The 25,332-nt window shown below is 70.9% G+C and carries 28 protein-coding genes; 4 read left to right on the top strand and 24 right to left on the bottom strand.

The window, feature by feature from the left end; translation table 11 throughout:
- Positions 1-64: 64 nt before the first annotated feature.
- Entirely contained in the window at positions 65-745 is a 681-nt protein-coding gene (gene nucS / locus ABD140_RS31880; RefSeq protein WP_344245157.1) for an endonuclease NucS, read from the bottom strand.
- A gap of 184 nt (positions 746-929) precedes the next feature.
- On the opposite strand from nucS, the gene ABD140_RS31875 reads away from it, so the two are divergent.
- Positions 930-1,826 carry a sulfotransferase gene (locus tag ABD140_RS31875; RefSeq protein WP_344245155.1) on the top strand — a complete coding sequence of 299 codons (897 nt, stop codon included), beginning with the start codon at positions 930-932 and terminating at the stop codon, positions 1,824-1,826.
- Positions 1,827-1,870: 44 nt separating this feature from the next.
- Positions 1,871-2,365 carry a GNAT family N-acetyltransferase gene (locus tag ABD140_RS31870; RefSeq protein ID WP_344245153.1) on the top strand — a complete coding sequence of 165 codons (495 nt, stop codon included), beginning with the start codon at positions 1,871-1,873 and terminating at the stop codon, positions 2,363-2,365.
- Positions 2,366-2,372: 7 nt separating this feature from the next.
- Here ABD140_RS31870 and ABD140_RS31865 read toward each other — a convergent pair whose 3' ends face one another.
- From ABD140_RS31865 to ABD140_RS31800, 14 genes are all read right to left on the bottom strand, one after another.
- Positions 2,373-2,954 (bottom strand): cob(I)yrinic acid a,c-diamide adenosyltransferase, encoded by a 582-nt coding sequence (locus tag ABD140_RS31865; RefSeq protein WP_344245151.1) that lies wholly within the window; start codon positions 2,952-2,954, stop codon positions 2,373-2,375.
- Positions 2,955-2,971: 17 nt separating this feature from the next.
- Positions 2,972-3,424: a DUF2550 domain-containing protein gene (locus tag ABD140_RS31860; protein WP_344245149.1), complete on the bottom strand. Its 453-nt coding sequence runs from the start codon at positions 3,422-3,424 to the stop codon at positions 2,972-2,974.
- Between the two features lie 20 nt (positions 3,425-3,444).
- Entirely contained in the window at positions 3,445-3,834 is a 390-nt protein-coding gene (locus tag ABD140_RS31855) for a F0F1 ATP synthase subunit epsilon (RefSeq protein ID WP_344245147.1), read from the bottom strand.
- Positions 3,835-3,979: 145 nt separating this feature from the next.
- Positions 3,980-5,401: a F0F1 ATP synthase subunit beta gene (gene atpD, locus ABD140_RS31850; RefSeq protein WP_344245145.1), complete on the bottom strand. Its 1,422-nt coding sequence runs from the start codon at positions 5,399-5,401 to the stop codon at positions 3,980-3,982.
- A 5-nt stretch (positions 5,402-5,406) separates the two neighbouring features.
- On the bottom strand, positions 5,407-6,312 hold the full coding sequence (locus ABD140_RS31845; protein ID WP_344245143.1) for a F0F1 ATP synthase subunit gamma: 906 nt from the start codon (positions 6,310-6,312) through the stop codon (positions 5,407-5,409).
- Between the two features lie 3 nt (positions 6,313-6,315).
- Complete coding sequence (gene atpA, locus ABD140_RS31840; RefSeq protein ID WP_344245141.1) at positions 6,316-7,953, bottom strand: F0F1 ATP synthase subunit alpha; 1,638 nt, start codon at positions 7,951-7,953, stop codon at positions 6,316-6,318.
- A 16-nt stretch (positions 7,954-7,969) separates the two neighbouring features.
- Positions 7,970-8,779, bottom strand: coding sequence for a F0F1 ATP synthase subunit delta (locus ABD140_RS31835; RefSeq protein ID WP_344245139.1), 810 nt, complete (start codon positions 8,777-8,779; stop codon positions 7,970-7,972).
- Complete coding sequence (locus tag ABD140_RS31830; protein WP_344245137.1) at positions 8,779-9,327, bottom strand: F0F1 ATP synthase subunit B; 549 nt, start codon at positions 9,325-9,327, stop codon at positions 8,779-8,781. The genes ABD140_RS31835 and ABD140_RS31830 overlap by 1 nt, the downstream gene beginning before the upstream one ends.
- Positions 9,328-9,367: 40 nt before the next feature.
- Positions 9,368-9,607: an ATP synthase F0 subunit C gene (gene atpE / locus ABD140_RS31825; protein WP_344245135.1), complete on the bottom strand. Its 240-nt coding sequence runs from the start codon at positions 9,605-9,607 to the stop codon at positions 9,368-9,370.
- Positions 9,608-9,713: 106 nt separating this feature from the next.
- The gene (gene atpB, locus ABD140_RS31820; protein WP_344245133.1) at positions 9,714-10,511 is read right to left on the bottom strand and encodes a F0F1 ATP synthase subunit A; all 798 of its coding nucleotides are present in this window, start codon (positions 10,509-10,511) and stop codon (positions 9,714-9,716) included.
- A 112-nt stretch (positions 10,512-10,623) separates the two neighbouring features.
- Positions 10,624-10,839: a hypothetical protein gene (locus ABD140_RS31815; protein ID WP_344245131.1), complete on the bottom strand. Its 216-nt coding sequence runs from the start codon at positions 10,837-10,839 to the stop codon at positions 10,624-10,626.
- 54 nt (positions 10,840-10,893) lie between these two features.
- Positions 10,894-11,328 carry a Cg1360 family ATP-synthase-associated protein gene (locus tag ABD140_RS31810; protein ID WP_344245129.1) on the bottom strand — a complete coding sequence of 145 codons (435 nt, stop codon included), beginning with the start codon at positions 11,326-11,328 and terminating at the stop codon, positions 10,894-10,896.
- 111 nt (positions 11,329-11,439) lie between these two features.
- Positions 11,440-12,615 carry an MraY family glycosyltransferase gene (locus tag ABD140_RS31805; RefSeq protein WP_344245127.1) on the bottom strand — a complete coding sequence of 392 codons (1,176 nt, stop codon included), beginning with the start codon at positions 12,613-12,615 and terminating at the stop codon, positions 11,440-11,442.
- A gap of 162 nt (positions 12,616-12,777) precedes the next feature.
- A complete protein-coding gene (locus tag ABD140_RS31800) occupies positions 12,778-13,950 on the bottom strand; it encodes a hypothetical protein (protein WP_344245125.1) in 1,173 nt (390 codons plus the stop codon).
- 146 nt (positions 13,951-14,096) lie between these two features.
- On the opposite strand from ABD140_RS31800, the gene ABD140_RS31795 reads away from it, so the two are divergent.
- On the top strand, positions 14,097-14,573 hold the full coding sequence (locus ABD140_RS31795; RefSeq protein WP_344245123.1) for a hypothetical protein: 477 nt from the start codon (positions 14,097-14,099) through the stop codon (positions 14,571-14,573).
- A 2-nt stretch (positions 14,574-14,575) separates the two neighbouring features.
- Here the strand turns inward: ABD140_RS31795 and ABD140_RS31790 are convergent, their stop codons facing one another.
- Both ABD140_RS31790 and ABD140_RS31785 read right to left on the bottom strand, forming a co-directional pair.
- Positions 14,576-16,576 carry a WD40 repeat domain-containing serine/threonine protein kinase gene (locus tag ABD140_RS31790; protein WP_344245121.1) on the bottom strand — a complete coding sequence of 667 codons (2,001 nt, stop codon included), beginning with the start codon at positions 16,574-16,576 and terminating at the stop codon, positions 14,576-14,578.
- A gap of 76 nt (positions 16,577-16,652) precedes the next feature.
- Entirely contained in the window at positions 16,653-17,114 is a 462-nt protein-coding gene (locus ABD140_RS31785) for a hypothetical protein (RefSeq protein ID WP_344245119.1), read from the bottom strand.
- 394 nt (positions 17,115-17,508) lie between these two features.
- Here ABD140_RS31785 and ABD140_RS31780 point away from each other — a divergent pair, with 394 nt between their 5' ends.
- The gene (locus tag ABD140_RS31780) at positions 17,509-18,423 is read left to right on the top strand and encodes a DUF2207 domain-containing protein (protein WP_344245117.1); all 915 of its coding nucleotides are present in this window, start codon (positions 17,509-17,511) and stop codon (positions 18,421-18,423) included.
- A 4-nt stretch (positions 18,424-18,427) separates the two neighbouring features.
- Here the strand turns inward: ABD140_RS31780 and ABD140_RS31775 are convergent, their stop codons facing one another.
- The 7 genes from ABD140_RS31775 to rho all read right to left on the bottom strand — a co-directional run.
- Positions 18,428-19,405, bottom strand: a complete 978-nt coding sequence (locus ABD140_RS31775) for an L-threonylcarbamoyladenylate synthase (RefSeq protein WP_344245115.1) — start codon at positions 19,403-19,405, stop codon at positions 18,428-18,430.
- Between the two features lie 7 nt (positions 19,406-19,412).
- Positions 19,413-20,273 carry a peptide chain release factor N(5)-glutamine methyltransferase gene (gene prmC, locus ABD140_RS31770; RefSeq protein WP_344245113.1) on the bottom strand — a complete coding sequence of 287 codons (861 nt, stop codon included), beginning with the start codon at positions 20,271-20,273 and terminating at the stop codon, positions 19,413-19,415.
- On the bottom strand, positions 20,273-21,328 hold the full coding sequence (gene prfA / locus ABD140_RS31765) for a peptide chain release factor 1 (RefSeq protein WP_344245111.1): 1,056 nt from the start codon (positions 21,326-21,328) through the stop codon (positions 20,273-20,275). Before prfA ends, prmC begins: the two co-directional genes overlap by 1 nt.
- A gap of 102 nt (positions 21,329-21,430) precedes the next feature.
- Positions 21,431-21,652, bottom strand: coding sequence for a 50S ribosomal protein L31 (rpmE, locus tag ABD140_RS31760; RefSeq protein ID WP_106397717.1), 222 nt, complete (start codon positions 21,650-21,652; stop codon positions 21,431-21,433).
- A gap of 111 nt (positions 21,653-21,763) precedes the next feature.
- On the bottom strand, positions 21,764-22,393 hold the full coding sequence (locus tag ABD140_RS31755; protein WP_344245108.1) for a response regulator transcription factor: 630 nt from the start codon (positions 22,391-22,393) through the stop codon (positions 21,764-21,766).
- Positions 22,394-22,403: 10 nt separating this feature from the next.
- Entirely contained in the window at positions 22,404-23,759 is a 1,356-nt protein-coding gene (locus ABD140_RS31750) for a sensor histidine kinase (RefSeq protein ID WP_344245106.1), read from the bottom strand.
- 277 nt (positions 23,760-24,036) lie between these two features.
- Positions 24,037-25,332 (bottom strand): transcription termination factor Rho (gene rho / locus ABD140_RS31745; RefSeq protein ID WP_344245103.1); only part of this gene is annotated, 1,296 nt, incomplete at its 5' end.

The raw sequence follows: 25,332 nt of genomic DNA, 5'->3' as shown, positions 1-25,332 counted from the left end.
CGCGCCGGGGGGGGACCCCGCCGGGGCCCGTCCCCGTCTGACCGGCCGGACGCCCGGCCGGTTCTCAGAAGAGCGTGCCCTCGCGCTCGATGCCCCGCAGCGCGTCGTAGTCCAGCGTGAGCGTCTCGATCCCCCGGTCGTGGGCGAGGACCCGCGCCTGCGGCTTGATCTCCTGGGCGGCGAAGACGCCCTTGACCGGCGCCAGCAGCGGATCCCGGTTGAGCAGCTCCAGGTACCGGGTGAGCTGCTCGACGCCGTCGATCTCGCCGCGCCGCTTGATCTCCACCGCGACCGTGGCCCCCGCGGCGTCACGGCACAGGATGTCCACCGGCCCGATCGCCGTCGGGTACTCGCGCCGGATGAGCCGGTAGCCCTCCCCCAGCGTGGTGATGTGCTCGGCGAGCAGCTCCTGCAGGTGCGCCTCCACGCCGTCCTTCTGCAGGCCCGGGTCCACCCCGAGCTCGTGCCGGTGGTCGTGCAGCACCTCGAAGATCGTGAGGATGAGCTGCTCCCCCGACTTGCCGTGGGTGACCGTCCAGCGGGCGACGGCCCCGTGCTCGGTGTAGGCCTCCTCCCGCACGGTGCAGGGCGGGTTCATCCAGTTCAGCGGTTTGAAGGCGCGGTCGTCGGCGTGGATGGACACACTGCCGTCGGCCTTCATGAGGACGAGCCGGGTGGCCTGCGGGAGGTGGGCGGTGAGCCGCCCCACGTAGTCGACACTGCAACGGGCTATGACAAGGCGCACCGACCCAGTCTCCCACCCCGCGGAGCCGCTCGCCCCCGATCCGGCCGGGTGGACAGAAACCCGGAACTGTCAGGTCCGACACAACTCATCTCACGATGATTTATCAGAAACATTCATAGTTAAACGTCATATACCACGATTCCATAGACACCTGTTCAGCTGATCGCCGGAGCAAGGGAGCAGAGTGATCCTCTTCGTCAGCGGTTTCAACCGCAGCGGGACCACCGTGTTGCTGGAGGCGACGGCCCGTGCCACCGGCGGTGAGCCGTTCACCGTCGGCGACCTCGTCCGATACGGCTCGGCGGACCTGGCGGCGCGGCTGAACGCGCTGATCGAAGCCGAGGAGCCGGTGGACCGCGGGGTCGACGCCCGGCCCGTCACCGCCTCGACCCCCGAGGAGTACGGCTGGCTCCTGGTCGACCAGGGCGTCACCACCCGCCTGACGAGCCGGTTCCACCCCCGGTCCGCGCCGCTGCTGCGCAGGGTCGCCGCCGACATCACCGACCGCGCGGGGACCGCCGTCCTGAAGAACCCCTCCGACACCGGCCGGGAGGCCCTGCTCCTGCGCTGCTTCCCCGAGGCCGGGGTGATCGTGACCCGCAGGAGGCTGGCGGGCATCCACCACAGCGCCGACCGCGCCCTAGCCCGCGGCGCCGAGCACACCGCGTACGGCATGGCGCTGACCGGGCACAGCCCCTTCGTCCGCGCCCTCATCGCCCTGCAGCGCACGCGGCCGGGCGCCGCCCTCCTGAGCGCGCTGGGCCGCTGGAACCTGCGCCTGCGGGTCCTGGGCATGCTGCGGCGCACCGCCCGCCTGCCCGTCGAGCGGATCGCCTTCCTGGACTACGACGAGCTGGTCGCCGACCCCGTCCGCGCCGCGGCCTGGGCGGGGCACCTCCTGGACGCCGACCAGCTGGCCAAGGAGTTCCGCGCCTCCCACTCCTTCCCCGCCCGCCCCGTCCCGCCGGCCTCCCGGCTGGACCGCTTCCTGGACCGGCGCTGGGCCCGCGTCTGGGAGCGGGGCCGGCGCGAGCAGCTCGCCCGCGGCGTCCTCCCCGCGCCGGCCGCGGCGCCGCACTGAGCCTTTTCCCGGTGCCCGTGCGGGCGGAGCGGCAGAATGGACGGATGGGTGAGATGGGTGAGGTGAGGATCCGCAGGGCGCTGCCCCGCGACGAGAAGGCGCTGGCCGAACTGGACCGGCTGACCTGGTCCCCGGAGCACTCCGTCATGCCCCGGCCCGCCCCCGGCGGCCACTTCTACGACCGCTTCCACCTGCCCGAGCACTTCCTGGTCGCCGAGCTCGGCGACCGGGTCGTGGGCTACACGCGGCTGGTGCAGCCCCTCCTGCAGCCCAGCGCCGCGCACGTCCGACAGATCCAGGGTCTGGCCGTCGACCCCGCGGCGCAGGGCCGCGGCGTCGGGCGGCTGCTGCTGGAGGCCGCCGTCGCCGAGGCGCGGCGGCAGGGGGCGAGCAAGCTCACCCTGCGCGTCCTGTCCGGCAACACCACGGCCCGGCGGCTCTACGAGCGGCTGGGCTTCACCGTCGAGGGCGTGCTCAAGGACGAGTTCCTCATCGAGGGCCGCGGCGTCGACGACGTGCTCATGGCCCTGTTCCTGTGACCGCGGCTCAGCCGCCCGGCTTCCACAGGACGTCGTCGCCGGCCGAGACCACCCGGCAGAAGATGAACAGCAGGTCCGACAGGCGGTTGACGTAGCGGGCGGTCAGCGGGTTCATCGTCGGGCCGTGCTCCTCCAGCGCCGACCAGATCATCCGCTCCGCCCGGCGGGTGACCGTGCGCGCCACGTGCAGGTAGGCGGTGCCCGGCGCGCCCCCCGGCAGGATGAAGCTGCGCAGCGGGGCCAGCGGCTCGTTGAACCGGTCGCACCAGCCCTCCACCCGCTCCACGTACTCGTCGGTGACCCGCAGCGGCTCGTAGCCGAGGTCGGGCGCGACGGGGGTGCACAGATCCGCCCCCACGTCGAACAGGTCGTTCTGCACCTGCCTGAGCACCGCGGCGACGGCCTCCGGCAGCGAGCCGACCGACAGCGCCACGCCGATCGCGGCGTTGGCCTCCTCCACGTCGGCGTAGGCGGCGATGCGCGGGTCGGTCTTGGCGGTGCGGCTGGCGTCGCCGAGCGCCGTCGTCCCGTCGTCGCCCGTACGGGTGTAGATCTTGGACAACACGACCGGCTTGTCATCACGACTCATGGCACCAACCCTAACGCTCAGGTGGTCCCCGGAAGATCGACGGGCCAGCCCGGCGGCGAGGACTCCAGCCAGACCAGGAAGCCGGTCAGCGCGGCCGGCGACATCGCCAGCTCGACCGCCAGGTCGCCGTTCTTGACCTCGATGATGGCCGCGTCCGCGGTGAGGGCGGCGATCTCCTCGCCCTCGGGGTCGCGCCGGTTGAGCACGACGAGACCCCGGCGGTGGATCACCTCCCGGGGTCTGCGACTGAAGCCGAAGATGCGGTGCCATTGCAGCTCGTCGCCCTGGTAGCGGCCGATCCCCAGCCGCCAGACGCCCGCGTCCTGCAGGTCGCGCAGACTGCACTCCACCGTGCCGCCGCCCAGCTCCAGCAGCCAGCGGCGCAACGACATCACGCCGAACAGCAGGACCGCCAGCAGAACGACGGCGGCGAGCACCCAGCCGATGTCTCGTGCCAGGTGCTCGCCCACGTGCTACCGGTTTCTCTCTTCTAGGACTCGGCCCCGGCCGCGCGCAGCCGCGCGCGGGCACGGCGCTCGGCGACCACCTGCGGGTTGTCGCCGTCACCGTCGGCCTGAGCCTGTGCCAGTGCCTCACGGGCCTGGGCCACGTCGATCTCGCCGCCCAGCTCGGCCTGCTCGGCCAGGACGGAGACCTCGTTGTCCGCGACCGAGAAGAAGCCGCTGCCGACCGCGGCGACGATCACGTCGCCCGCCGCCGGATGGATCTTCACCAGGCTGCCGTCGACGAGCACGCCCAGCACGGGGGCGTGACCGGTACGGATACCGATCTCGCCTTCGATGGTCTGCGCGACCACCATCTCGGCCTCGCCCGCCCACACCTCACGCTCAGGCGAGACAAGGGCAACTCGAAGTGCCATGTCAATCCTCCTGTTGGATAAGGCCCGTCGCTGTGGCAGCAAAGCGCGCCTTTTTGTCATACCGGGACGCTGGCTGCCGTGCCCCCGCTGACGTCGTCGACGCCAGCGGGGACCTCTGCTCGGCTGAGGCCTTACCTACCGCTCGCTACTTCGCGAGTTCCTTGGCCTTCTTCTCTACGTCGTCGACGCCGCCGCACATGAAGAACGCCTGCTCGGGGATGTGGTCGTACTTGCCCTCGCACAGCGCCTTGAAGGAGGCGATGGTCTCGTCGAGCGGAACGGTGACACCGGGCTGGCCGGTGAACTGCTCGGCGACGTACATCGGGTGCGACAGGAACCGCTCGATGCGACGGGCGCGCTGAACGGTGACCTTGTCCTCCTCGGACAGCTCGTCGATACCGAGGATCGCGATGATGTCCTGGAGCTCCTTGTACTTCTGCAGGATCCGGGTGACCTCCTGCGCGACCGCGTAGTGCTCCGCGCCGATGATCGCCGGGTCCATGATCCGCGAGCTGGAGTCCAGCGGGTCCACCGCCGGGTAGATGCCCTTCTCGGTGATGGCCCGGGAGAGCACCGTACGCGCGTCGAGGTGCGCGAAGGTGGTGTGCGGAGCGGGGTCGGTGATGTCGTCCGCGGGGACGTAGATCGCCTGCATCGAGGTGATCGAGTGACCGCGGGTCGAGGTGATCCGCTCCTGCAGCTGGCCCATCTCGTCGGCCAGGGTCGGCTGGTAGCCCACCGCGGACGGCATGCGGCCGAGCAGGGTGGAGACCTCCGAGCCGGCCTGGGTGAACCGGAAGATGTTGTCGATGAACAGCAGCACGTCCTGCTTCTGCACGTCGCGGAAGTACTCCGCCATCGTCAGGGCGGACAGGGCGACCCGCAGACGGGTGCCCGGCGGCTCGTCCATCTGGCCGAAGACGAGGGCGGTGTCCTTGAGGACGTTCGCCTCCTCCATCTCCACCCAGAGGTCGTTGCCCTCACGGGTGCGCTCGCCGACGCCGGCGAACACCGAGGTGCCACCGAAGTTGCGGGCGACACGGGTGATCATCTCCTGGATGAGCACCGTCTTGCCCACGCCGGCGCCGCCGAACAGGCCGATCTTCCCACCCTTGACGTACGGGGTGAGGAGGTCGATGACCTTGATGCCGGTCTCCAGCATCTCGGTCCTGGACTCCAGCTGGTCGAACGGCGGGGCGCTGCGGTGGATGCCCCAGCGCTCGTTGACCTGCAGGCCGGGAGCGTCCAGGCACTCGCCCAGGGCGTTCCACACGTGGCCCTTGGTGATGTCGCCGACCGGGACCGAGATGGCCTCGGCGGTGTCGGACACCGCCGCGCCGCGGACCAGGCCGTCGGTGGGCTGCATGGAGATGGCCCGGATCATGTTGTCACCCAGGTGCTGGGCGACCTCGAGGGTCAGGGTCTTGGTCTCCGCGCCGAGCACGACCTCGACGTGGAGCGCGTTGTTGATCGTGGGCATGGCGTCGGAGGGGAACTCCACGTCGACGACCGGGCCGACGACCCGGACGACACGGCCGGTGCCGATCGTTACCGCAGTTGCAGACATGTTTCCTATTCACTCCCCGCGCTGGCGTCGGCCAGCGCGTTGGCGCCACCGACGATCTCGCTGATTTCCTGGGTGATCTCGGCCTGCCGCGCCTGGTTGGCCTGGCGCGAGTAGATGCCGATCAGTTCATTGGCGTTGTCCGTCGCGGACTTCATCGCCCGGCGCCTGGCCGCCAGCTCCGAGGCCGCACCCTGGAGCAGCATGTGGAAGATGCGGCTCTCGATGTAGTTCGGCAGCAGGAGGTCCAGCGTGGCCTCCGCGGTCGGCTCGAAGTCGTACGACGGCAGCGGCCCCTCGGTCTGCTCGATCTCCTCGATCTGCAGCGGCAGAAGGCGCTTGACCTGGACCGTCTGGGTGAGCATCGAGACGAACTCGGTGTAGACGATGTGGATCTCGCCCACACCGCCCTCCGCGTCGGTCTTGAGGAAGTCCTCGACCAGCTTGCGGCCGATGCGCTCGGCGCTGGGGAAGTCCGGCCGGTCGCTGAAGCCCGACCACTCCCCGCCGACCTGGCGGTCGCGGAACTTGTACCAGGTGATGCCCTTGACCCCGACCACGTAGGGGACGGGCTCGCGGCCCTGCTCGCGCAGGAGCGCCATCAGGGACTCGGCCTCGCGGATCACGTTGGCGTTGTAGCCGCCGCAGAAGCCGCGGTCCGAGGTGATGATCAGCACCGCGGAGCGCTTGTCCTCCGGCTGCTCGTGCAGCAGCGGGTGGTCCACGCCCGGCCGGTGGCTGACCAGCGAGGTCAGCGCCCGCGTGATCTTCTCCGCGTACGGCCGGGACGCCGCGACCCGCTCCTGGGCCTTGGAGATCCGTGAGGTGGCGATCAGCTCCTGCGCGCGCGTGATCTTGGCGGTCGACTGAGCCGACTTGATCTTGCGCCGCAGGAGACGAAGCTGGGCTCCCATGGATCAGGCCTTCTTGACGCGCTTGATGGTCTCCTGCTCGACCTCGTCGGAGGCCAGCGGTTCGACCGGCTCCTCGGCGCCCAGCAGGGTCCCCTCGCTGGTGGTGAAGCCCTTCTTGAACTCCGTGATGGCGTCCTTCAGGGTGGTCAGCGCGTCGTCGGACAGCTTGCCGGTGTCCCGGATGCCGCTCAGCAGACCCTTGTGGTTGCTCTCGACGTGCTCGAGGAAGCCGTTCTCGAAGCGGCGGATGTCCTCCACCGGCACCTCGTCCAGCTCACCGGAGGTGCCCGACCAGACCGAGACGACCTGCTTCTCGACCGGGAAGGGGTTGTACTGCGGCTGCTTGAGCAGCTCGACCAGGCGGGCGCCGCGCTCCAGCTGCGCCTTGGAGGCCGCGTCCAGGTCGGAGGCGAAGGCCGCGAAGGCCTCCAGGTCGCGGTACTGCGACAGGGACAGGCGCAGGGTGCCGGCGACGGTGCGCATCGCCTTGATCTGCGCCGAGCCGCCGACGCGGGAGACCGAGACACCGACGTTGATGGCCGGGCGGACACCCTGGTTGAACAGGTCCGTCTCCAGGAAGCACTGGCCGTCGGTGATGGAGATGACGTTGGTCGGGATGAACGCCGACACGTCGTTGCCCTTGGTCTCGATGACCGGCAGGCCCGTCATCGAACCGGCGCCCATGTCGTCCGAGAGCTTGGCGCAGCGCTCGAGCAGACGCGAGTGCAGGTAGAAGACGTCGCCCGGGTAGGCCTCACGGCCCGGCGGGCGGCGCAGCAGCAGGGAGACGGCGCGGTAGGCCTCGGCCTGCTTGGACAGGTCGTCGAAGACGATCAGGACGTGCTTGCCCTGGTACATCCAGTGCTGGCCGATCGCGGACCCGGTGTAGGGGGCGATGTACTTGTAGCCGGCCGGGTCGGACGCCGGGGCCGCGACGATGGTGGTGTACTCCATCGCGCCGGCCTCCTCCAGCGTGCCGCGCACGGAGGCGATGGTGGAGCCCTTCTGGCCGACGGCGACGTAGATGCAGCGGACCTGCTTCTCGGGGTCGCCGGAGAGCCAGTTCTCCTTCTGGTTGATGATGGTGTCGACGGCGATCGTCGTCTTGCCGGTCTGCCGGTCACCGATGATCAGCTGGCGCTGGCCGCGGCCGATCGGGGTCATCGCGTCGATGGCCTTGATGCCGGTCTGCAGCGGCTCGCCGACCGACTGGCGCTGCACGACGGTCGGAGCCTGCAGCTCCAGCGCGCGGCGCTCGGTCGAGGCGATCGGGCCCTTGCCGTCGATCGGGTTGCCCAGGGCGTCAACGACGCGGCCCAGGAAGTCGTCGCCGACCGGGGTGGACAGGACCTCACCGGTGCGGCGCACCGGCTGGCCCTCCTCGATCTTGCTGAAGTCGCCCAGCACGACCGCGCCGATCTCGCGGGGCTCGAGGTTCAGCGCCAGACCGCGGGTGCCGTCCTCGAACTCCAGGAGCTCGTTGGCCATCGCCGAGGGGAGGCCCGAGACGCGAGCGATACCGTCGCCGGACTCGGTGACAGTGCCGACCTCCTCGCGCGCGGCCGCGTCGGGCTCGTACGACTGGACGAAACGCTCCAGCGCGTTCCGGATCTCATCCGGACGGATCGTCAGCTCCGCCATGATCCCTTCCTTGCCTTCAGGCGATCCGCCGGCGCACGCCGTCAAGGCGTCCGGCGATCGTGCCGTCGATTGCCTCGTCCCCGAGCTGCACGGCGATGCCGCCGAGCACGGTCGGGTCGAGTTCGATGTTCAGGTGTACGTCACGGCCGTAGGAGGCGCCGAGCGCCGCCGCGAGCCGGGTCTGCTGCTCCCCGGTGAGGGGAACGGCGGTGCGGACGAGCGCGACCAGCCGGTTGCGCCGCTCGGCGACGATCTTGCCGTAGCCGTCGAGCTCGCTTTCCAGGCTACGTCCCCGGGGGTGCGAGACGGCCTCGGTGAGCAGGGCCAGGGACGCCGCGGCGACCTTGCCCTCCACCAGAGCCCTGACCAGCTCGGCCTTGCGCTCGCCGGGAATGTGCTGGCCCGCCAGGGCGGCGCGCAGCTCCGGCTCGCCCGAGACCATCCGGGTGAAGCGGAACAGGTCGTCCTCGAGCTGGCCGAGCTGGCCGGCCCGCTCGGCGGCGACCGCCAGGGCGCCCACCGCGAGCCGCTCGATCGCGTCGGTCAGTTCGGCCGACGTGCTCCACCTGCGGCGCACGATCTCGGCCGAGAGCTCGACGGCGGCCTCACTGACCTTGCCTTCGAGCAGCGAGCGCACCAGGTGCGCCTTGGCCTCGCCGAAGGTGGCCGGGTCGGCCAGCGAACGGCGCAGTCCGTGTTCGCGGTCCAGCAGGTGCAGGACCGCGAACAGCTCGGTGCCGAGCGCGGCGGCGTCCGCTCCCGCGACGATCTCGTCGAACCTCTCGTTGACCTCGGCCAGCGAGGCCCTGCTGACGGCTCCCGCCATCACAGGGCCTTGCTCGCGTTGGCGGACTCGAGCTCCTCGAGGAAGCGGTCGACGATACGGCGCTGGCGCGCCTCGTCCTCGAGCGATTCGCCGACGACCCGGCCGGCCAGCTCGACCGACATGGCGCCGACCTCGGCGCGCAGCGCGGCCAGGGCCTGGGCGCGCTCCTGCTCGATCTGCGCCTGGGCGTTCTCCACGATCCGGCGCGCCTCGACCTGGGCCTGCTCCTTCATCTCGGCGATGATCTGAGCACCCTGCTCACGAGCCTCTTCCCGCAGACGCGCCGCCTCCTGGCGGGCCTCGGAGAGCTGGGACTTGTAAGCGTCGAGGGTCTGCTTGGCCTCGGTCTGAGCGTCTTCGGCGCGCTTGAGCCCGCCTTCGATCAGATCGGCCCGCTCGGCCAGCGTCTGCTGGATCCGGGGGACCAGGAGCTTCCCGACGACCAGGACCACGACCAGGAACGAGAAGATGCCGACGACGAGCTCGTAGGTGTGCGGAATGAGCGGGTTGTTGCCCTCCGCAGCGAGCACTGAAGCTGCTGTGATCATTTTAGGTGCAGCCCTTTCGTCAGGGTTGTGTTGCGCGCCGTCAGCCGTAGATGAACGGGGCGACCAGACCGATCAGCGCGAGCGCCTCGGTCAGAACGAAGCCCAGCATCATGTTCTGGCGGATGACACCGGTCATCTCGGGCTGGCGGGCCATCGCCTGGACGCCCTGGCCGAAGATGATGCCGACGCCGACACCGGGGCCGATCGCAGCAAGGCCGTAGCCGATCGCTCCGACGTTACCCTCGACGGCGGCGATGGCCGACTGTGCGACGACGCTCATTTCTTGTACTCCTTCATTGGGCCGGTGGAGGCTCCACCGGTCGGTTCTCTTCCGGTGGAGTGTCCACCGGTCAGGTCTGTTCTGGAACGGAAAGAGAGTGGGCGGCTTAGTGGTCCGCCTCCAGCCCGCTGCCGATGTACATGGCGGCGAGCATGGTGAACAGGAAGGCCTGCAGGAACTGGATGAACAGCTCGAAGGCCGTCATCAGGATCGTCATGACCACGCCGAGCACGCCGACCGGCGCGCCGAGCAGACTCGGGTTCTCGATCAGGAACCAGTAACCCACGAGGCTGAAGAAGGCCAGGATGATGTGGCCGGCGAACATGTTCGCGAAGAGTCGCACCGCGTGGGTGAAGGGGGCGAGGACGAAGGTCGAGAGGTACTCGATCGGCACCAGCAGGACGTAGATCGGCTTCGGCAGGCCCTTGGGGATGAGGTTGGTGAAGTACTTCACCGGACCCTGGTGCTTCATGCCGAGGTAGATCTTGAGGAAGTAGACGCTGAGCGCCAGCACCGCGGGGAAGGCGATGTGCGAGGCCACCGGGAACTGGATGACCGGGACGACCGCGAAGATGTTCCAGACCCAGATGAGCACGAACATCGACAGCAGAAGCGGCATCCAACGTTCTGCGTTCTTGCCCAGGAACGGCCGTGCCACCTGGTCGCGGACGAAGATGTAGCCCAGCTCGCCGATGTTCTGCATGCCGCGGGGCACCAGCTTCGGCTTGGCGAAGGCGCTCCAGGCGATGGCGCAGGTCAGAAGGGAGCCGAGGATGGCCAGGGCCACCGGCTTGGTCAGCCACTCGGGACCACCCGCGAACAGCGGCGGGAAGTCGAAGAGCTCTGCACCGGGCGGCGTGAAGACGCCGCCGCCGGAAGCGGCGAGGACACTCACTGCGCTCACTTCTTCACCTCGGTGGGCATAGTGGTCCGCTCGCTGCACTCGCGCACTGTGGCGTTCCCTTCAAGCTGAAGATGGATCAAGTACTCGCTGACCGGGTACCGGGTACCGGCGGTCAGCGACCGTATTTCACGTAGACCAGGTAGATGGCGAGCCCGGCACCCATGATCAGCCCTATCGGCTTGAACAGGTCCCACCCGGACCACTCGCTCAACAGCCACCCGATACCGCCCCAGATCGCCATCCCGGACAGCAGGTAGCTCGGGACGGACCAGGCGGCGTCGGCGAAGCTGGGGCCAGTCTCCCGCGGCGCTTCCGATTGCTCGCTCATCGCGCGCCGAACGATAGCAGGCCAGTCGAGGACTGGTCATATCGGAGTAGCCCTTCACGAGCCACGCCCGGCACGGACTCCCCGCTCGCGGTCGGTGGTGGGTTCGTCAATGTAAGGCCTTCGGGTCTGGAGGGTGATCCTGAACTCGGCGACGATCCACACGACCGCCAGGGCCACGACCGTCCAGCCGAAGATCACCGTGTTCCACAGGGTGACGTCCCGGAACGACGAAATCAAGATCATCATACCTAGGACCTTCACCACGTAGCTGGCGATGCCGGCCAGCATGAGGGTCTGCGGGGAGATCTTCGACGCCCAGTTCACCACGTACGCGCTGATGGAGAAGAACACCACGACCACCGCGGTCCCCACGGCCGCGCCCGCGGCGCCCTTCGCCCCGTCGAGGACCAGCCCCGCGAGCAGGGCCACGACGCCGGCGAGAGCGGTGGGCAGTGCGGCACCTTTGAAGATCGAAGTGCCTGAGTCCATCAGAGGCTCCGGTTGGTCACGTAACGTGTTCGTCTCTACTTAGTGAAAGCTATCACAAGCTCCGGGAAGCCCGGCAATTACCCCTCGGGTAACGGTAGGGCGAACAGCTGCTTAAACCGGCTGTCGGGTGAAGGAATCGGTGTCGTCCGACAGGCGCCGCTCCGCCGCCGCGGCGGCCCTTCTGGCCATGATCCGCGGCACCCCGACCATGAGGGCCGCGCCCAGCGCGGCGACCAGGAGGGTGATTCCCACCACGACGACGAGCATCGAGGAGCGGGGAGGGACGAACGAGATGGCGACCATGCAGGAGCCCACCAGGCCGACCCAGCCGTACATGATCAGCACGGACCTGCGGTGGGAGTGGCCCAGGCGCAGCAGCCGGTGGTGCAGGTGGTGCTTGTCGGGGGCGAAGGGCGAGCGGCCCTGGTTGGTGCGGCGCCAGACGGCCAGCAGCATGTCGGCGTAGGGCACGACCACGACCATGGGCACCAGCAGCAGCGGCAGCCACAGCGGGAAGATCGAGTACTTCTCGGCCAGCGCGGTGTCGAACAGCTCGATGAGCTGGATGGTGGCCGCCGACATCAGCAGCCCGATGAGCATCGAGCCGGTGTCGCCCATGAAGATGCGGGCCGGGTGGAAGTTGTGCGCCAGGAAGCCGACGCAGATGCCCACCAGCACGCCGGCGACCATGGTGGGGCCGATGAGCAGCGGGATGTCGATGACGTCGGCGAGCCGGTAGGACAGCAGGAACAGGGCGAACGCCGCGATGCCCACGACGCCGGCGGCCAGGCCGTCCAGGCCGTCGATGAAGTTCACCGCGTTGATCGTCGCCACGACCACGAAGACCGTCAGCGGCACCCCGTACTGGGGGGCCAGCGCCAGCGAGCCGCCGTCGGGCATGGGGATGGTGGTGAGCCGCACCCCGTTCATGATCAGGATTCCGGAGGCGGCGACCTGCCCCGACAGCTTGGTCAGGGCGTCGATGTCCCACAGGTCGTCGGCGATGCCCAGCAGGACGATCAGCGCGCCGGCCAGGATCACCGCCTCGGCGGTCTTGGTCTCCTCGAAGACCTTCTGCATGTGGGGCAGGCCCTTGGCCATCACCAGGGCGCCCAGCAGGCCGCCGAACATCGCCAGGCCACCCACCCGGGGGGTGGGGACGGAGTGCACGTCGCGCTCGCGCACCGGGGACTGCGCCCCGATGAGCAGGGCGAGCCGCTTGACGGGGGTGACCAGCAGGTAGGTGACGGTGATGCCGGTGAGGATGACCAGCAGGTACTCCCGCATCGCCCCCGCCCTCCGTCCTCGGACGCCGTCTCCGTGTGAACCGTAAGACGGCCACCGGCCCCCGAAGGTTGCCCGCGGCCGTCCGACGATCAGCACACCTTACGCCCACCGGGGGACCCTGGTGGTCCTTACCCGAGGGAAAACGCCCTGTTCCACCCTTGATCAGTAGAGAAGTTGCGGTTCGCCACAGGTCGTGGGGACGAACACCACTTTGCCGTCCACCTCGTCGTAGAGGCCCACGCAGGACTGGTACAGCAGGTGGTCGCTGAAGGTGGAGTGCACCACCCGGCTGGTCCAGCGGCCCTTGAGGTCCTGGAGGTTGGAGAGCGTCCACTGGTCGGCGACGCTGCCGTCGGCGTTGGTGAACGCCACGACCGTGCCCGCGTACCGGCGGTCGGCCTTGTTGTCGCGCAGGCGCAGGGTGAGCCGGGCGTTGGTGCCGCCGGAGTCGTTGCGGTAGCCGGTGAAGTAGCCCCAGGTCTCGGTGCTGCCGCCGAGCTGGCCGGGGAGCTTCTTGTTGGTGAAGTGCGTCCAGCCCTTGGGGACCGCCCGCCTGGCGTTCTCCGCCAGCCCCGCGCGCACCGCCTCGCGGTAGCGGCCGTCCCGGACGGTGCTCCGCCGGACCGAGACGCCGTCGGGGCCCGCGGCCCGGGCGTTCTGGGCGGGGTCGATCGCGAAGTGCGGGCCCTCGGCCGCCGCGTACACGATCGTCGTCGGACCGACCTTGTACTGGTACTTCTTGCCCTTCTTGCGCAGGAGGACCTCGCGCACGGCCAGGTACTCGGTGTACTTGGAGCTGAAGGACTCCTTGAACTTGAAGGTGTACCGCCCGTCGGCCGGGCCCTTCTTCGGCCTGGGCTTCGGCTTGGGCTTGACCGTGCTGCAGCTGCGGCACACCGGCCGCGTGGAGCCCCGGGGAGGCTCGACCGTGTTGTTGATCGGCGGGCCCTCGATGGTGGCGCTCTGGTTGGGCTCGGGGGCGCCGCGGCCGTTGCGCAGGTTCTTGGCGAGCGGGAAGTACAGGCCCGTGCCCTCCCCGTCCCACGCCTCCAGCGCGGCGAACTGGACGGCCGGCGTCCAGCCGTCGCGCTTCTTGTCGCGCACCTTGAACTTCACGGTGATCTTGTCGTGGGTCACCTGGTAGCTGCCGCTCGCCTCGATCTGGCGGAAGGCCTTGGCGCGCCCGTTCTTGGTCTTGAAGCTCCCCTTCGCCAGGGGCTTCACCCGGGAGGAGGACGCGTCCGCGGCCTCCTCCGCCCGGGCGGGGACGGCGTGCGCCGCCATGCCCAGGACCAGCGAGCCCGCGGTGAGGCTCACCGTAGCGATACGTCTCATTCGGTCACTCCACATGCCTTTGTCAAGAGGTGGTGGGATTTTAGTGTTTCGACGATGAATGCCATAGAACAATGGCTCGAAATCTCTCCGACTCCCGATAAATTGGGCCACCGAAACGTGGCCGGAACACCGCCGGGGAGGCGAGCGTGCGCTGGGTCCAAGGGGCGGTGACGGCGGTGACCTGCGCGGTGATCGCCGCGGGGTCCTGGGCGGCGACCCGGCCGGCGGGGCCGGCGCCGGGACCGTCCCCGGCCGCCTCCCCCGCCGTCCCCGCGTTCCCGCTCACCGCGCCGCCGTCCCCCGACGGGGTGCCCGAGCCCATGATCGGCCGCTGGCGCGGCACCGCGGAGGGGCCCGGCGGCTCCTACGAGCTGGAACTGGAGCTCACCCGGGGCGAGCGCGGGCAGACCGTCGGGGAGTCCGGCGTCGTCGCGGCGACCTGCCGGTTCGGCATCGTCCTGCGGGGCACCGAGCCGGACGCGATCCTCTTCGACGAGAGGCTGACGTCCGGCTCCGGCTGCCTCGGCTCCTCCGGCAGGCTCGCCCTGCGCGGGGAGGGGCTGCGCTACAGCGCCCTCACCGAGGACGGGGACCCCGTGACGGGCGAACTGCGCCGCGAGTGACCTCAGCCGAGGGTGTACGTCCGGACGAGCCTGCCCTGCCCGCCCGTCGCCAGGTACCGTCCGGCCAGCGCCAGGGACAGCACGTGGTCGCCGCCGCGCATCCGCAGCGCGGCCCGCTCCTCGTAGCCGTCGGTGTCCCACAGCCGCACGGCGCCGTCCCAGCCGGCGCTCACCAGCGTCCGGCCGTCCGGGGCGAAGGCCACCGCCGAGACGTGGTCGCGGTGCTCCTTGCGCGCGTGCCGCTCCTCCCCCTCCTCCGCGTCCCAGATCCGCACCGTGTGGTCCTGGCTCCCGCTGGCCAGGGTGCGGCCGTCCGGGGCGAACGCCACGGCCGTCACGGCCGCGCGGTGGCCGTCCAGCCTGTCCCGCTCCCTGCGCTCCGCCACGTCCCACAACCGCACCGCCTCGTCCCAGCCCCCGCTGGCGAGCGTCCGGCCGTCGCGGCTGAAGGCCAGCGCCCACACGTCGTCGTCGTGGCCTTCGAGCTCGGCCACCTGGCGGTGCGTCGCGGTGTCCCAGAGGCGGACGACGTCGTCGTCGCCCGCCGAGGCCAGGAGCTTGCCGTCAGGGGCGAACGCCACGGCCCGTACGGCGGCCTCATGGCCGTTCAGCACCGCGACGCGGCTGCGGGAGGCCGAGTCCCAGATCCAGACCGCGCGGTCGCCTCCTCCCGCGGCCAGCAGCGTGCCGCCCGGCCCGAACGCCAGCGCGGTGACCGGGGAGGGACCCTCCAGGCGGCCGGTCTCGACCTGCCGCACCGGATCCCACAACCGCACCGGATCGCCGTCGCTGCCGGTCGCCAGGAGCGTCCCCTCACCCGCGAAGGCCACCGCCCGCACCGCACCGCTCAGCTCCTGGGAGAGCGGTGTCCCCGACGGCTTCGGCGACGGCTCCCCTCCCCCGCCGCCGCGGGCCAGGTTCACCCCGGCGGGGAGCACCGCGCTCAACACGGACAGTCCGGCGAGGGCGCCGAGGTCTCTGCGGCTCCACATCCGCGGCCGCGACGGCTCCGGAGGACGTAGCGGGACCGCGGGCAGGGACGGAGCGGACGCCGCGGGCTCCCGGGGTACGGGCGGCGCCGCTCCCAGGTCCGGCGGCGCCCACGAGGCGACCGGCCCGGCGGAGGACCGGGTCGGCTCCGTCCGGACGGACGGAGGCTCTCCGGCGGGCTCCTCCAGCGGCTTCAGCAGCGAGATGAGCTCCGGCAGGCTCGGACGGTCCTCCGGCCTCCTGCGCAGGATCCGCATCACCAGGTCGGTGAACGGGCCGCTCGTGCGCGGCGGCCTCGGCCCGCCGGTGATGAGCGCGGTGAGCGCCTCCACATAGGTGGCGCCGGCGAAGGGCGGACGGCCCTCGACCGCCGCGTAGAGGGTGGCTCCCAGCGACCACACGTCGGCGGCCGGGCTCGCCTCGGCGCTCTCGGCCTGCTCGGGCGCCATGTAGGCGGGCGTGCCCATGATCGCCCCCGCCGCGGTCAGCGTGGCGTCGCCGACCAGGTGGGCGACGCCGAAGTCGGTGATGACCACCCGCTCCCCGTGCAGCAGCACGTTCTGCGGCTTCAGGTCGCGGTGGACGATGCCCGCGCCGTGCGCCACCAGCAGCGCCTCGGCCACGATCCGGCCGGTCCGCGCCGCGCGGTGCGGCGGCAGCGGCCCGTCCAGCGCGAGCTCCTCGGCCAGGGAGCGCCCCGGCAGGTACTCCATGACCAGGAACGGCGAGTCCCGGTGGATGACGATGTCGTGCATCGTGATGATGCCCGGGTGGCTGAGCCGCGCGGCCGAACGCCCCTCCCGCACCGCCCTGCGGTTGAGCCGCTCGCGCTCCTCCCCGCGCACGCCCGGCGGCAGCAGCACCTCCTTGACCGCCACCTCCCGGTCCAGCCGCTCGTCCCGGGCCCGCCACACCCGGCCCATGCCGCCGGACCCCGCCACCGACGACAACCGGTAGCGCCCGGCGACCAGATCGCCCGCCCTGTTCCCCTGGTGCTCCGCGTTCTCGGCCACCCGCGGCACGATAGCGGCGAAAAAGAAGAACGGCCCGGATGACGGATCATCCGGGCCGCGGGAGCACGCGGCACCGCTAGAAGAGCTTCTTCCAGGCGCCGGACTTCTGCTTGTTCTTGTTGCTGACCTTCACGGCCACCTCGCGCACCTGCAGGTGGGTGCCCGTGCCGGTCCAGATCTTCCCGAGGTTGTAGTTGATCTTGTCGACGGGCTTGCCGGACGACACGTACTTGACGTAGGTGTACTTCCGGTCGACGTGCCACTGGCCGTCCCGCCACACGCGGAACTGCACGCCCGGGCCCCACCCGTTCACCTTGGTGTCGCGGAGCCAGCCGCTCACGGTGATCTGGTCACCGTTGCGGGTGTAGGTGCCCTTGCCCCGGATCGTCCGCCAGATGGACCCCTTCTTGCCGTCGAAGGTGACCCAACTCTTGGTCGCCTTCCGCTCGGCCGGGGCGGCGCTGGCGGGGACCGCGGTGAGGCCGACGCCGGCACCCAGGGTGACGGCGGTCATGGCGACCGCAGCTGTACGCCGCATAGTGATCACTCCCTGATGGTTCTTGCGATAGGCCAGGGACTGTATCGGTTCGATGAAGATCATCTTTATTGGCCGCATATGAGGGGATTTGCCAAGGCGAAAATCCTGCTGCCGAGAGAACCGAATGGCGGATTTTCTCGTCCAACCCCGGAATGGGCGGCCCCTGGCACGGCACGCCGCCCGCCACCCGACACCCGCCCTGAGCTGGGGAACCAACGCGGGACCACCGGAAGATCCACTTTCCGGCCGCATCTTCGCCGCGGTTGCATGTGTGCTTCATCACATTTTCCGAAACGGGCGGAAAGGCGGCCGAAAGTCCGGTTGTTGATTTCACTGCGTTCGGGAGAGACTGCGCTCGGTGATGAGAACCCGGCGATCGGCTCCCCTCGGGGGGATGACCCTCTGCGCGCTGCTCCTGCTGGCGCTCCTGCCCTTCCTGGTGGGCGGCGGGAGTGTTCCCGAGGGGTCCATCCCCTCCTACGACGTGGTGCTGACGGTGCGCGAGGAAGGGAGCGTCCGGGTGCGCGAGTCCTTCACGTTCGACTACCTGGGCACCCACGAGCACGGGCTGGTGCGCGGGGTGCGCAGGCGCGACGGAGACCGCCTCCACCGGATGCGCGGGGTGTCGGTCACGAGCGGGACGGGGGCGCCGGTCGGCGTGACCGTGACGGAGGTCCTCCACGAGCGGCACATCGTGATCGGCGACGGCGGCCCCGTCTCCGGGCGCCACGAGTACGTGCTGGAGTACGAGCTGCTGGACGTGTTCGTCCCCGGGAAGGGGCGGGACGAGCTCGTCTGGGGGCTGCTGGAGCCGGGCTGGCCCGTTCCGGTGGAGGAGGTCTCCGTGCGGATCGAGGGGCCCGCCGCGTTCGCCTCCGGCTGCCTGGCGGGGGCCTCCGGCGCGGTGACGCCCTGCGCCCGGCGGGAGGCCGGCCCCTCCGCCGTGGAGTTCCGGCAGAGCGACCTGCGGCCCTATGAGGGGCTGAAGGTGCGCGCCTCGTTCCCCGAGGGCGTCCTGGACCCGCTCACGCCCCGCTACGCGCCCCCGCACCTGGCCTTCACCCCCTGGGGGTGGATGGCGCTGCTGCTGGCCCTCCCGCTGGCGCTGGTGGCCCGCTACCGCACCCCGGTGCGGCTGCGCCGCTGCCTGCTCGCCGCGGGCGCCGGCGTCGCGGCCTGGGACCTGCTGGCCGAGTCGGCGACCGGCGGATTCGTCATGCTGTCGGTGGGCGACCCGCTGCTGGGCGGGGCCGGGCTGCTGCTCCTGGGCCTCCTGGCCGCCCGCCCGCCGGTCCTGCGCCGCGGCTGAGCCCTCAGCGCCCCGGCTCGTCCTTCTTCTCCCACCAGGGCTCGGCCGGCACCTCGGACGGCGCGTCGCCCCCCGCGGCCCCGTCCTTCTCCGCCTCCGCGCCCTTCCCGGACGCGAGGTCCCTCTCGGACCCGGCGTCCTTCCCGAGCCCGACGATCTTCTCCGGCGCGGTGTCCTTCCCGGGCGCGACGTCCTTCTCGGACCCGTCGGCCTTCTCCGGCTCGGCGGCCTTCTCGGACCCGTCGGCCTTCTCGGGCGCCGCCTCCTTCTCGAAGGACAGGGCCGCGTCGTCGCGGGGCGCCTCCGCGGGGAGCTCGTCCTCCTCCTCGCCCAGCCCCTCGTCGCGCAGCAGCACGCCGCAGACCGCGCGGATCTTCTCCTCGCGGATCGCGCCGCGCCGCAGCAGCCGGGGCAGCGAGCCGGTGAGGTCGACGATCGAGGAGGCCCTGCCCTCCCCGGCGGGGCCGCCGTCGAGGTAGACCGAGACGCTCTCGCCCAGCATCGCCTCGGCCTCGGCCGCGGTGCGCGCGGCCGGAGAGCCGCTCAGGTTCGCGCTGGAGACGGCCAGCGGGCCGGTCTCCTTGAGCAGCTCCAGCGCCAGGTCGTGCAGCGGCATCCGCACCGCCACGGTGCCCTTGGTCTCCCCCAGGTCCCACGACAGGCTCGGGTTGGCCGAGCAGACCACGGTCAGCGCGCCCGGCCAGAACTCGTCGATGAGGTCCTGCCCGTAGGGGCCGAGGTCCTCGATCAGCGCGGTCGCCGCGCGCACCGAGCCGACCAGCACGGGGGGCGGCATCTGCCGGCCCCGGCCCTTGGCGTCCAGCAGCCTCTGCACCGCCGAGGGGGTGAACGCGTCGCCGGCTATGCCGTAGACGGTGTCGGTGGGAAGGACGACGAGCTCGCCCCTGCGCAGGCAGGAGGCCGCGTCGGCGATGCCCCGGACGCGCTCCAGGGGGTCCGAACAGTCGTAGTGCCGGCTCATGCGGGGGCTACTCCGTGGTCAGGCGGGCCGTGACGAACCGGTCCCGGTCGGTGAGATCACGACGGTTGCGCTGGTCGCGCCAGCCGTTCTCCTCGGTGAAGATCCAGTAGACGGGGGCGCCCTGCAGGTCGCTGTGCTCGACCGCGACGAAGCCGCCGGGCCGCAGCAGCCGGCGCGCGGTGCGCTCGACCACGCGGACGGCGTCCAGGCCGTCGTCTCCGCCGCCCCACAGGGCCGCGGCGGGGTCGTGGTCGCGCACGTCGCGCGGCACGTACTCCCACTCGCTCATCGGGATGTAGGGCGGGTTGCTGACCACGAGGTCGACCATGCCGTCGAGCTCGTGCAGCGCGTCGGCGAAGTCGGTGTGGTGCAGGGTGACCTGGTCGCGCTCGTCCAGCTTCTCGATGTTGCGGGCCGCCCAGCGGTGGGCGTCGGCGTCGAGCTCGACCGCGTGGACGCGGGCCTGGGGCACCTCCTGGGCGATCGACAGCGCGATCGCGGCGGAGCCGGTGCCCAGGTCGACCACGACCGGGTCGGCGACGTCCATCTCCCGCAGGGTGTCGATGGCCCAGCCGGCGACGACCTCGGTCTCCGGGCGGGGGACGAACACCCCTGGCCCCACCGACAGCTCCAGGTAGCGGAAGAACGCGCGGCCGGTGATGTGCTGCAGCGGCTCCCCGGCCTCCCGCCGGGCGATGCCCTCCCAGTAGCGCGCGTCGAAGGCGCTGTCGGGCAGGGTGTGCAGCGCGCCGCGGCTCACCCCGTGCACCGCGGCCGCCAGCTCCTCGGCGTCGGCACGCGGCGAGGCGACACCGGCTTCGGCCAGCCGTGCCGTCGCACGCGCGATCTCGTCGAGAAGCAAGTTCATTACTGCTGAATTTCGTCCAGCCTGCGTTCCATGTCCGCGTCGACCAGCGCCTGGATCACGGCCTGCAGGTCTCCGTCCATCACCTGGTCGAGGTTATACGCCTTGAAGCCCACGCGGTGGTCGGAGATGCGGTTCTCCGGGAAGTTGTAGGTGCGGATGCGCTCGGAGCGGTCGACCGTGCGCACCTGGGCCTTGCGCTCGGCGGACGCGGCGGCCTCGGCCTCCTCCTGCGCGACGGCCAGCAGCCGGGAGCGCAGGACGCGCAGCGCCGACTCCTTGTTCTGCAGCTGGCTCTTCTCGTTCTGGCACTGCACGACCGTGCCGGTCGGGACGTGGGTGATCCGCACCGCGGAGTCGGTGGTGTTGACCGACTGGCCGCCGGGGCCGCCGGAGCGGAAGACGTCGATGCGCAGGTCGTTCGGGTCGATCTGGATGTCGATGTCCTCGGCCTCGGGCGTCACCAGCACCCCGGCGGCCGAGGTGTGGATGCGACCCTGGGACTCGGTGACCGGCACCCGCTGCACGCGGTGCACGCCGCCCTCCCACTTCAGCCGCGACCAGGCGCCGTCCTTGGCCTTCACGGCCATGGTGACGCTCTTGTAGCCGCCCAGGTCCGACAGCTGGGAGTCGATGATCTCGGTCTTCCACCCGATGCGCTCGGCGTAGCGGGTGTACATGCGCAGGAGGTCGCCGGCGAACAGCGCCGACTCCTCGCCGCCCTCGCCGGCCTTGATCTCGACGATCACGTCCTTGTCGTCGCTGGGGTCGCGCGGCACCAGCAGGCGCTTGAGACGCTCGCCCAGCTCGGCGATCCGCCCCTCCAGGGCGGTGGCCTCCTCGGCGAACGCCTTGTCCTCCGCGGCGAGCTCGCGCGCGGCGGCCAGGTCCTCCCCGGCGGTCTCCAGCTCCCGGTAGGTCTCGACGATCGGGCGCAGGTGGGCGTAGCGCTTGCCCAGCTCGCGCGCCTTCTTCTGGTCGGCGTGGACGGCCGGGTCACCGAGCGCCTGCTCGATGTCGGCGTACTCGCGCAGGAAGTCGTCGAGGTCGAAGTTCACTGTGTGCTCTCTTCAGGAAGCGGACCGCAAGGGCGGGAGGACGGAAAGCGGGACCCGGCCGCACGGCTGCCTTCGCAGCCCGCGGCCGGGCCCGGTGTCCGCCTACTTGTCCGCGGCCTTCTTCTTGCCGAAGCGCGCCTCGAAGCGGGCCACGCGGCCGCCGGTGTCGAGGAGCTTCTGCTTGCCCGTGTAGAACGGGTGGCACTGGGAGCACACGTCGGAGCGGATGACGCCGCTCTCCACGGTGCTGCGGGTCTTGAACGTCGCGCCGCACGTACAGGTCACCTCGGTGACCACGTAGTTCGGGTGGATGTCAGGCTTCATGGAATGATCTCCTTCGAGACGGCACCGGGTCGGCCGCGCGATGGCGGGCCGGGAACCGGAGCCTTGGGCCTTTCAAGTATGCCGGATACCAGAACGTGCCGGGACCGGCCGCTATTCCGTCCTCCTCCGGAGGTGGGCCAGCACCGCCAGCACCCGGCGGTGGTCGTCCGGGGAGCTCGCCAGCCCCAGCTTGGCGAAGATCCGTGAGATGTGCTTCTCCACCGCGCCCTCCCCGATCATCAGCCGCCGGGCCAGGCCCGCGTTCGACAGGCCCTCGGCCATCAGCGCCAGCACCTCCTTCTCCCGCGGGGTCAGGTCGTCCAGGGGGTTGCGCCCGAGCAGCTGGGAGACGACCTCCGGGTCGATGACCGTGCCGCCCGCGGCGACCCGCCGCACCGCCGCGGTGAACTCCGCCACGTCCGACACCCGCTCCTTGAGCAGGTAGCCCACGCCCCGCGCGCCGCCGCCGAGCAGCTCGGCGGCGTACTGCTCCTCCACGTACTGGGAGAGCACCAGGACGGGCACCGGCCGCACGGCCAGCGCCGCGCGCAGCCCCTCGTCGGTGAAGGTCGGCGGCATCCGCACGTCCACGACCGCCAGGTCGGGCCGGTGCTCGGCGACCAGTGCCACCAGGCCCTCCCCGTCCCCGGCGGCCCCGGCCGTCTCGATGCCCTCGTCGGCGAGCAGCCGGGACAGGCCCTCGCGCAGCAGCACGGAGTCCTCGGCGATCACGATGCGCATGCCGCCCATTTCACCAGCTGCAGGGAAGGACCGCCCGCACCACCGTGGGACCGCCCGGAGGGCTGACCACGGTCAGCGTCCCGTCGATGGTCGCCGCCCGGTCGGCCAGACCCGCCAGCCCGCCCCCCGGCCGGATCGCGGCGCCGCCGGCACCGTCGTCCCGCACCTCGACGACCACCTCGTCCTGGTCCCTGTGCACCTCGACCGCCACGCCGGACGCCTGTGCGTACTTGCCGGCGTTGGTCAGCGCCTCGGCCACCGTGAAGTAGGCGATCGACTCCACCGCCGCCGGGGGCCGCTCCGCCAGGCGGACGTCCATGCGCACCGGGACCGGCGAGCGCGCGGCCAGCGCGGAGAGGGCGGCGTCCAGCCCGCGGTCGGTGAGGATCGCCGGGTAGATGCCGCGGGCGAGCTGCCGCAGCTCCGTGATCGCCGCGCGGGCCCCGGTGTGCGCCTGGTCGATCAGCCGCCGGGCGCCCTCGGGGTCGGCGTCCAGCTTGCTCCTGGCCCGTCCGATGTCCATCGCCACGGCCAGCAGCTGCTGCTGCGCCCCGTCGTGCAGGTCCCGTTCGATCCGCCGCCGCTCGGCCTCGGCGGCGTCCACGCCGCGCGCCCGGCTGGCCTGCAGCTGCGACGCCCGCATCCGCAGCTCCTGCTTCTCGGACGGGCCGAGCAGCACCCTGGCGAGCAGGAAGTGGACGGCGCCCACGACCTTGACCGCGTACAGGCCCAGGAACACCCCGAAGAAGCCCACGACGCTGTACGGCAGGCCCTCGTACCAGCTGTCGATCTCGGGCTGGTACGGCCCGATGTCGGGGACGAACCCCTCGTTCCACTGCCCGAACACGGGGGCGAACAGGAACGCCGCGATCACCGACCACATCACGGCCGACCCGACGAAGTAGCAGAAGGCCAGGGGGATCCTGACGAGCTGGAAGGCGAGGTCCTTCCAGGTGGCCGGGTCGCCGAGGATCGCCCCGCCCTTCTTCAGCAGCCCCTCCGGCGGAAGCGGACGGTAGGGGTCGGGGATGCGGGAGCCGGACGCGAAGCCGATCAGCCTCCGGTCGAGCATCGACCCGCCGCGCAGCGCCAGCAGCAGCAGCGCCCACAGCGGCAGGCCGATCCAGATGATCGTGGTCGCGGCGGCCAGCGGCACCCCCGCGCACAGCAGGACGAACCAGCCCAGGCCCAGCGGGCCGTTCAGCGGAAGGTAGACGGCGGTCTTCCACACCGCCGGATCTCTGATCAGCCGCAGCGGCGGGGGCACCTCCACGGAAGACCGTGCGCCCGACGGCGTATCGCCTGCGGCTGAACGCCCGACCGGCACCGTGCGCTCCGCCCGCTCCGGCTCATTCGGCTCTGTCATCTCAGGGGGCTTCCTTCCTCGTCCTCCCAAGACTCCCTGACCGGCTCCTCGCGGACCATCCCGCGGCCCTCCCTCTTGGAGGTGGGGAAAACCCCCCGCCCGCCGCGGCCGGGAGGAGACGCGGACCGGCACGGTCCGCCGCGCGGAAGAGGCGGAGAAGCACCCGTCCGACCGGCCGGAAGGCACCCGGGCAACCGGCTGGTGGAAAGCCTCCGGAAAGCGGCAGGGCCCGCACGGGGATCCGTGCGGGCCCTGCCGTCGGGCCTCGGTCAGGCGATCAGTCGTGCGCGACGGTGGTCTTCTGGACCTGGAGCAGGAACTCCGCGTTCGACTTGGTCTCCTTCATCTTCTCCAGCAGGAGTTCGAGGGCCTGCTGGGTGTCGAGGGCGTGCAGCACCCGGCGCAGCGACCAGACGACGCGCAGCTCCTCGGGGGCCATGAGGATCTCCTCCTTGCGGGTGCTGGAGGCGTCCACGTCCACCGCGGGGAAGATGCGCTTGTCGGCGAGCTGGCGGGAGAGCTTGAGCTCCATGTTGCCGGTGCCCTTGAACTCCTCGAAGATCACCTCGTCCATCCGCGAGCCGGTCTCCACCAGCGCGGTGGCCAGGATGGTCAGCGAGCCGCCGTTCTCGATGTTGCGGGCCGCGCCGAAGAACCGCTTGGGCGGGTACAGCGCGGTGGAGTCCACACCACCGGAGAGGATGCGCCCGGAGGCCGGGGCCGCCAGGTTGTAGGCACGGCCCAGCCGGGTGATGGAGTCCAGCAGCACGACCACGTCGTGGCCCAGCTCCACCAGCCGCTTGGCGCGCTCTATGGCGAGCTCGGCGACGGTGGTGTGGTCCTCGGCGGGGCGGTCGAAGGTCGAGTGGATGACCTCGCCCTTGACCGAGCGCTGCATGTCGGTGACCTCTTCGGGCCGCTCGTCCACCAGCACGACCATCAGGTGGCATTCGGGGTTGTTCTTGGTGATCGCGTTGGCGATCGACTGCATCACCATCGTCTTGCCGGCCTTGGGCGGCGAGACGATCAGGCCGCGCTGGCCCTTGCCGATCGGGCTGACCAGGTCGATGATCCGGGTGGTCAGGATGCCCGGGTCGGTCTCCAGGCGCAGCCGCTCCTGGGGGTACAGCGGGGTGAGCTTGGAGAACTCCACCCGGCCGCGGGCCTGGTCGGGCTCCATGCCGTTGACGGTGTCCAGGCGGACCAGCGCGTTGAACTTCTCGCGCCGCTCGCCCTCGCGGGCCTGGCGGACCGCGCCGGTGATCACGTCGCCCTTGCGCAGGCCGTTCTTGCGCACCTGGGCCAGGGAGACGTACACGTCGTTGGGGCCGGGCAGGTAGCCGGTGGTCCGCACGAACGCGTAGTTGTCGAGGATGTCGAGGATGCCGGCGACCGGGATCAGCACGTCGTCGTCGGAGACGACGGGCTCGGCCTCGTAGCGCTCGCGGCCGGCGCCGCGGCCCCGGTTGCGCTCGCGGAACCGGCGGCCCCGCCGGCCGCCGCGGTCGTCGTCGTGCTCGCCGCCCTGCTGGCCGCGGTCCCCGCGGTCCCCGCGGTCACCCTGCTGGCCGCG

It is taken from the genome of Actinocorallia libanotica, from assembly GCF_039525175.1.
Lineage (GTDB): Bacteria > Actinomycetota > Actinomycetes > Streptosporangiales > Streptosporangiaceae > Actinocorallia > Actinocorallia libanotica.
The sequence above is the reverse complement of the archived record's forward strand: the minus strand, read 5'-3'. Positions and strand labels throughout refer to the sequence as shown.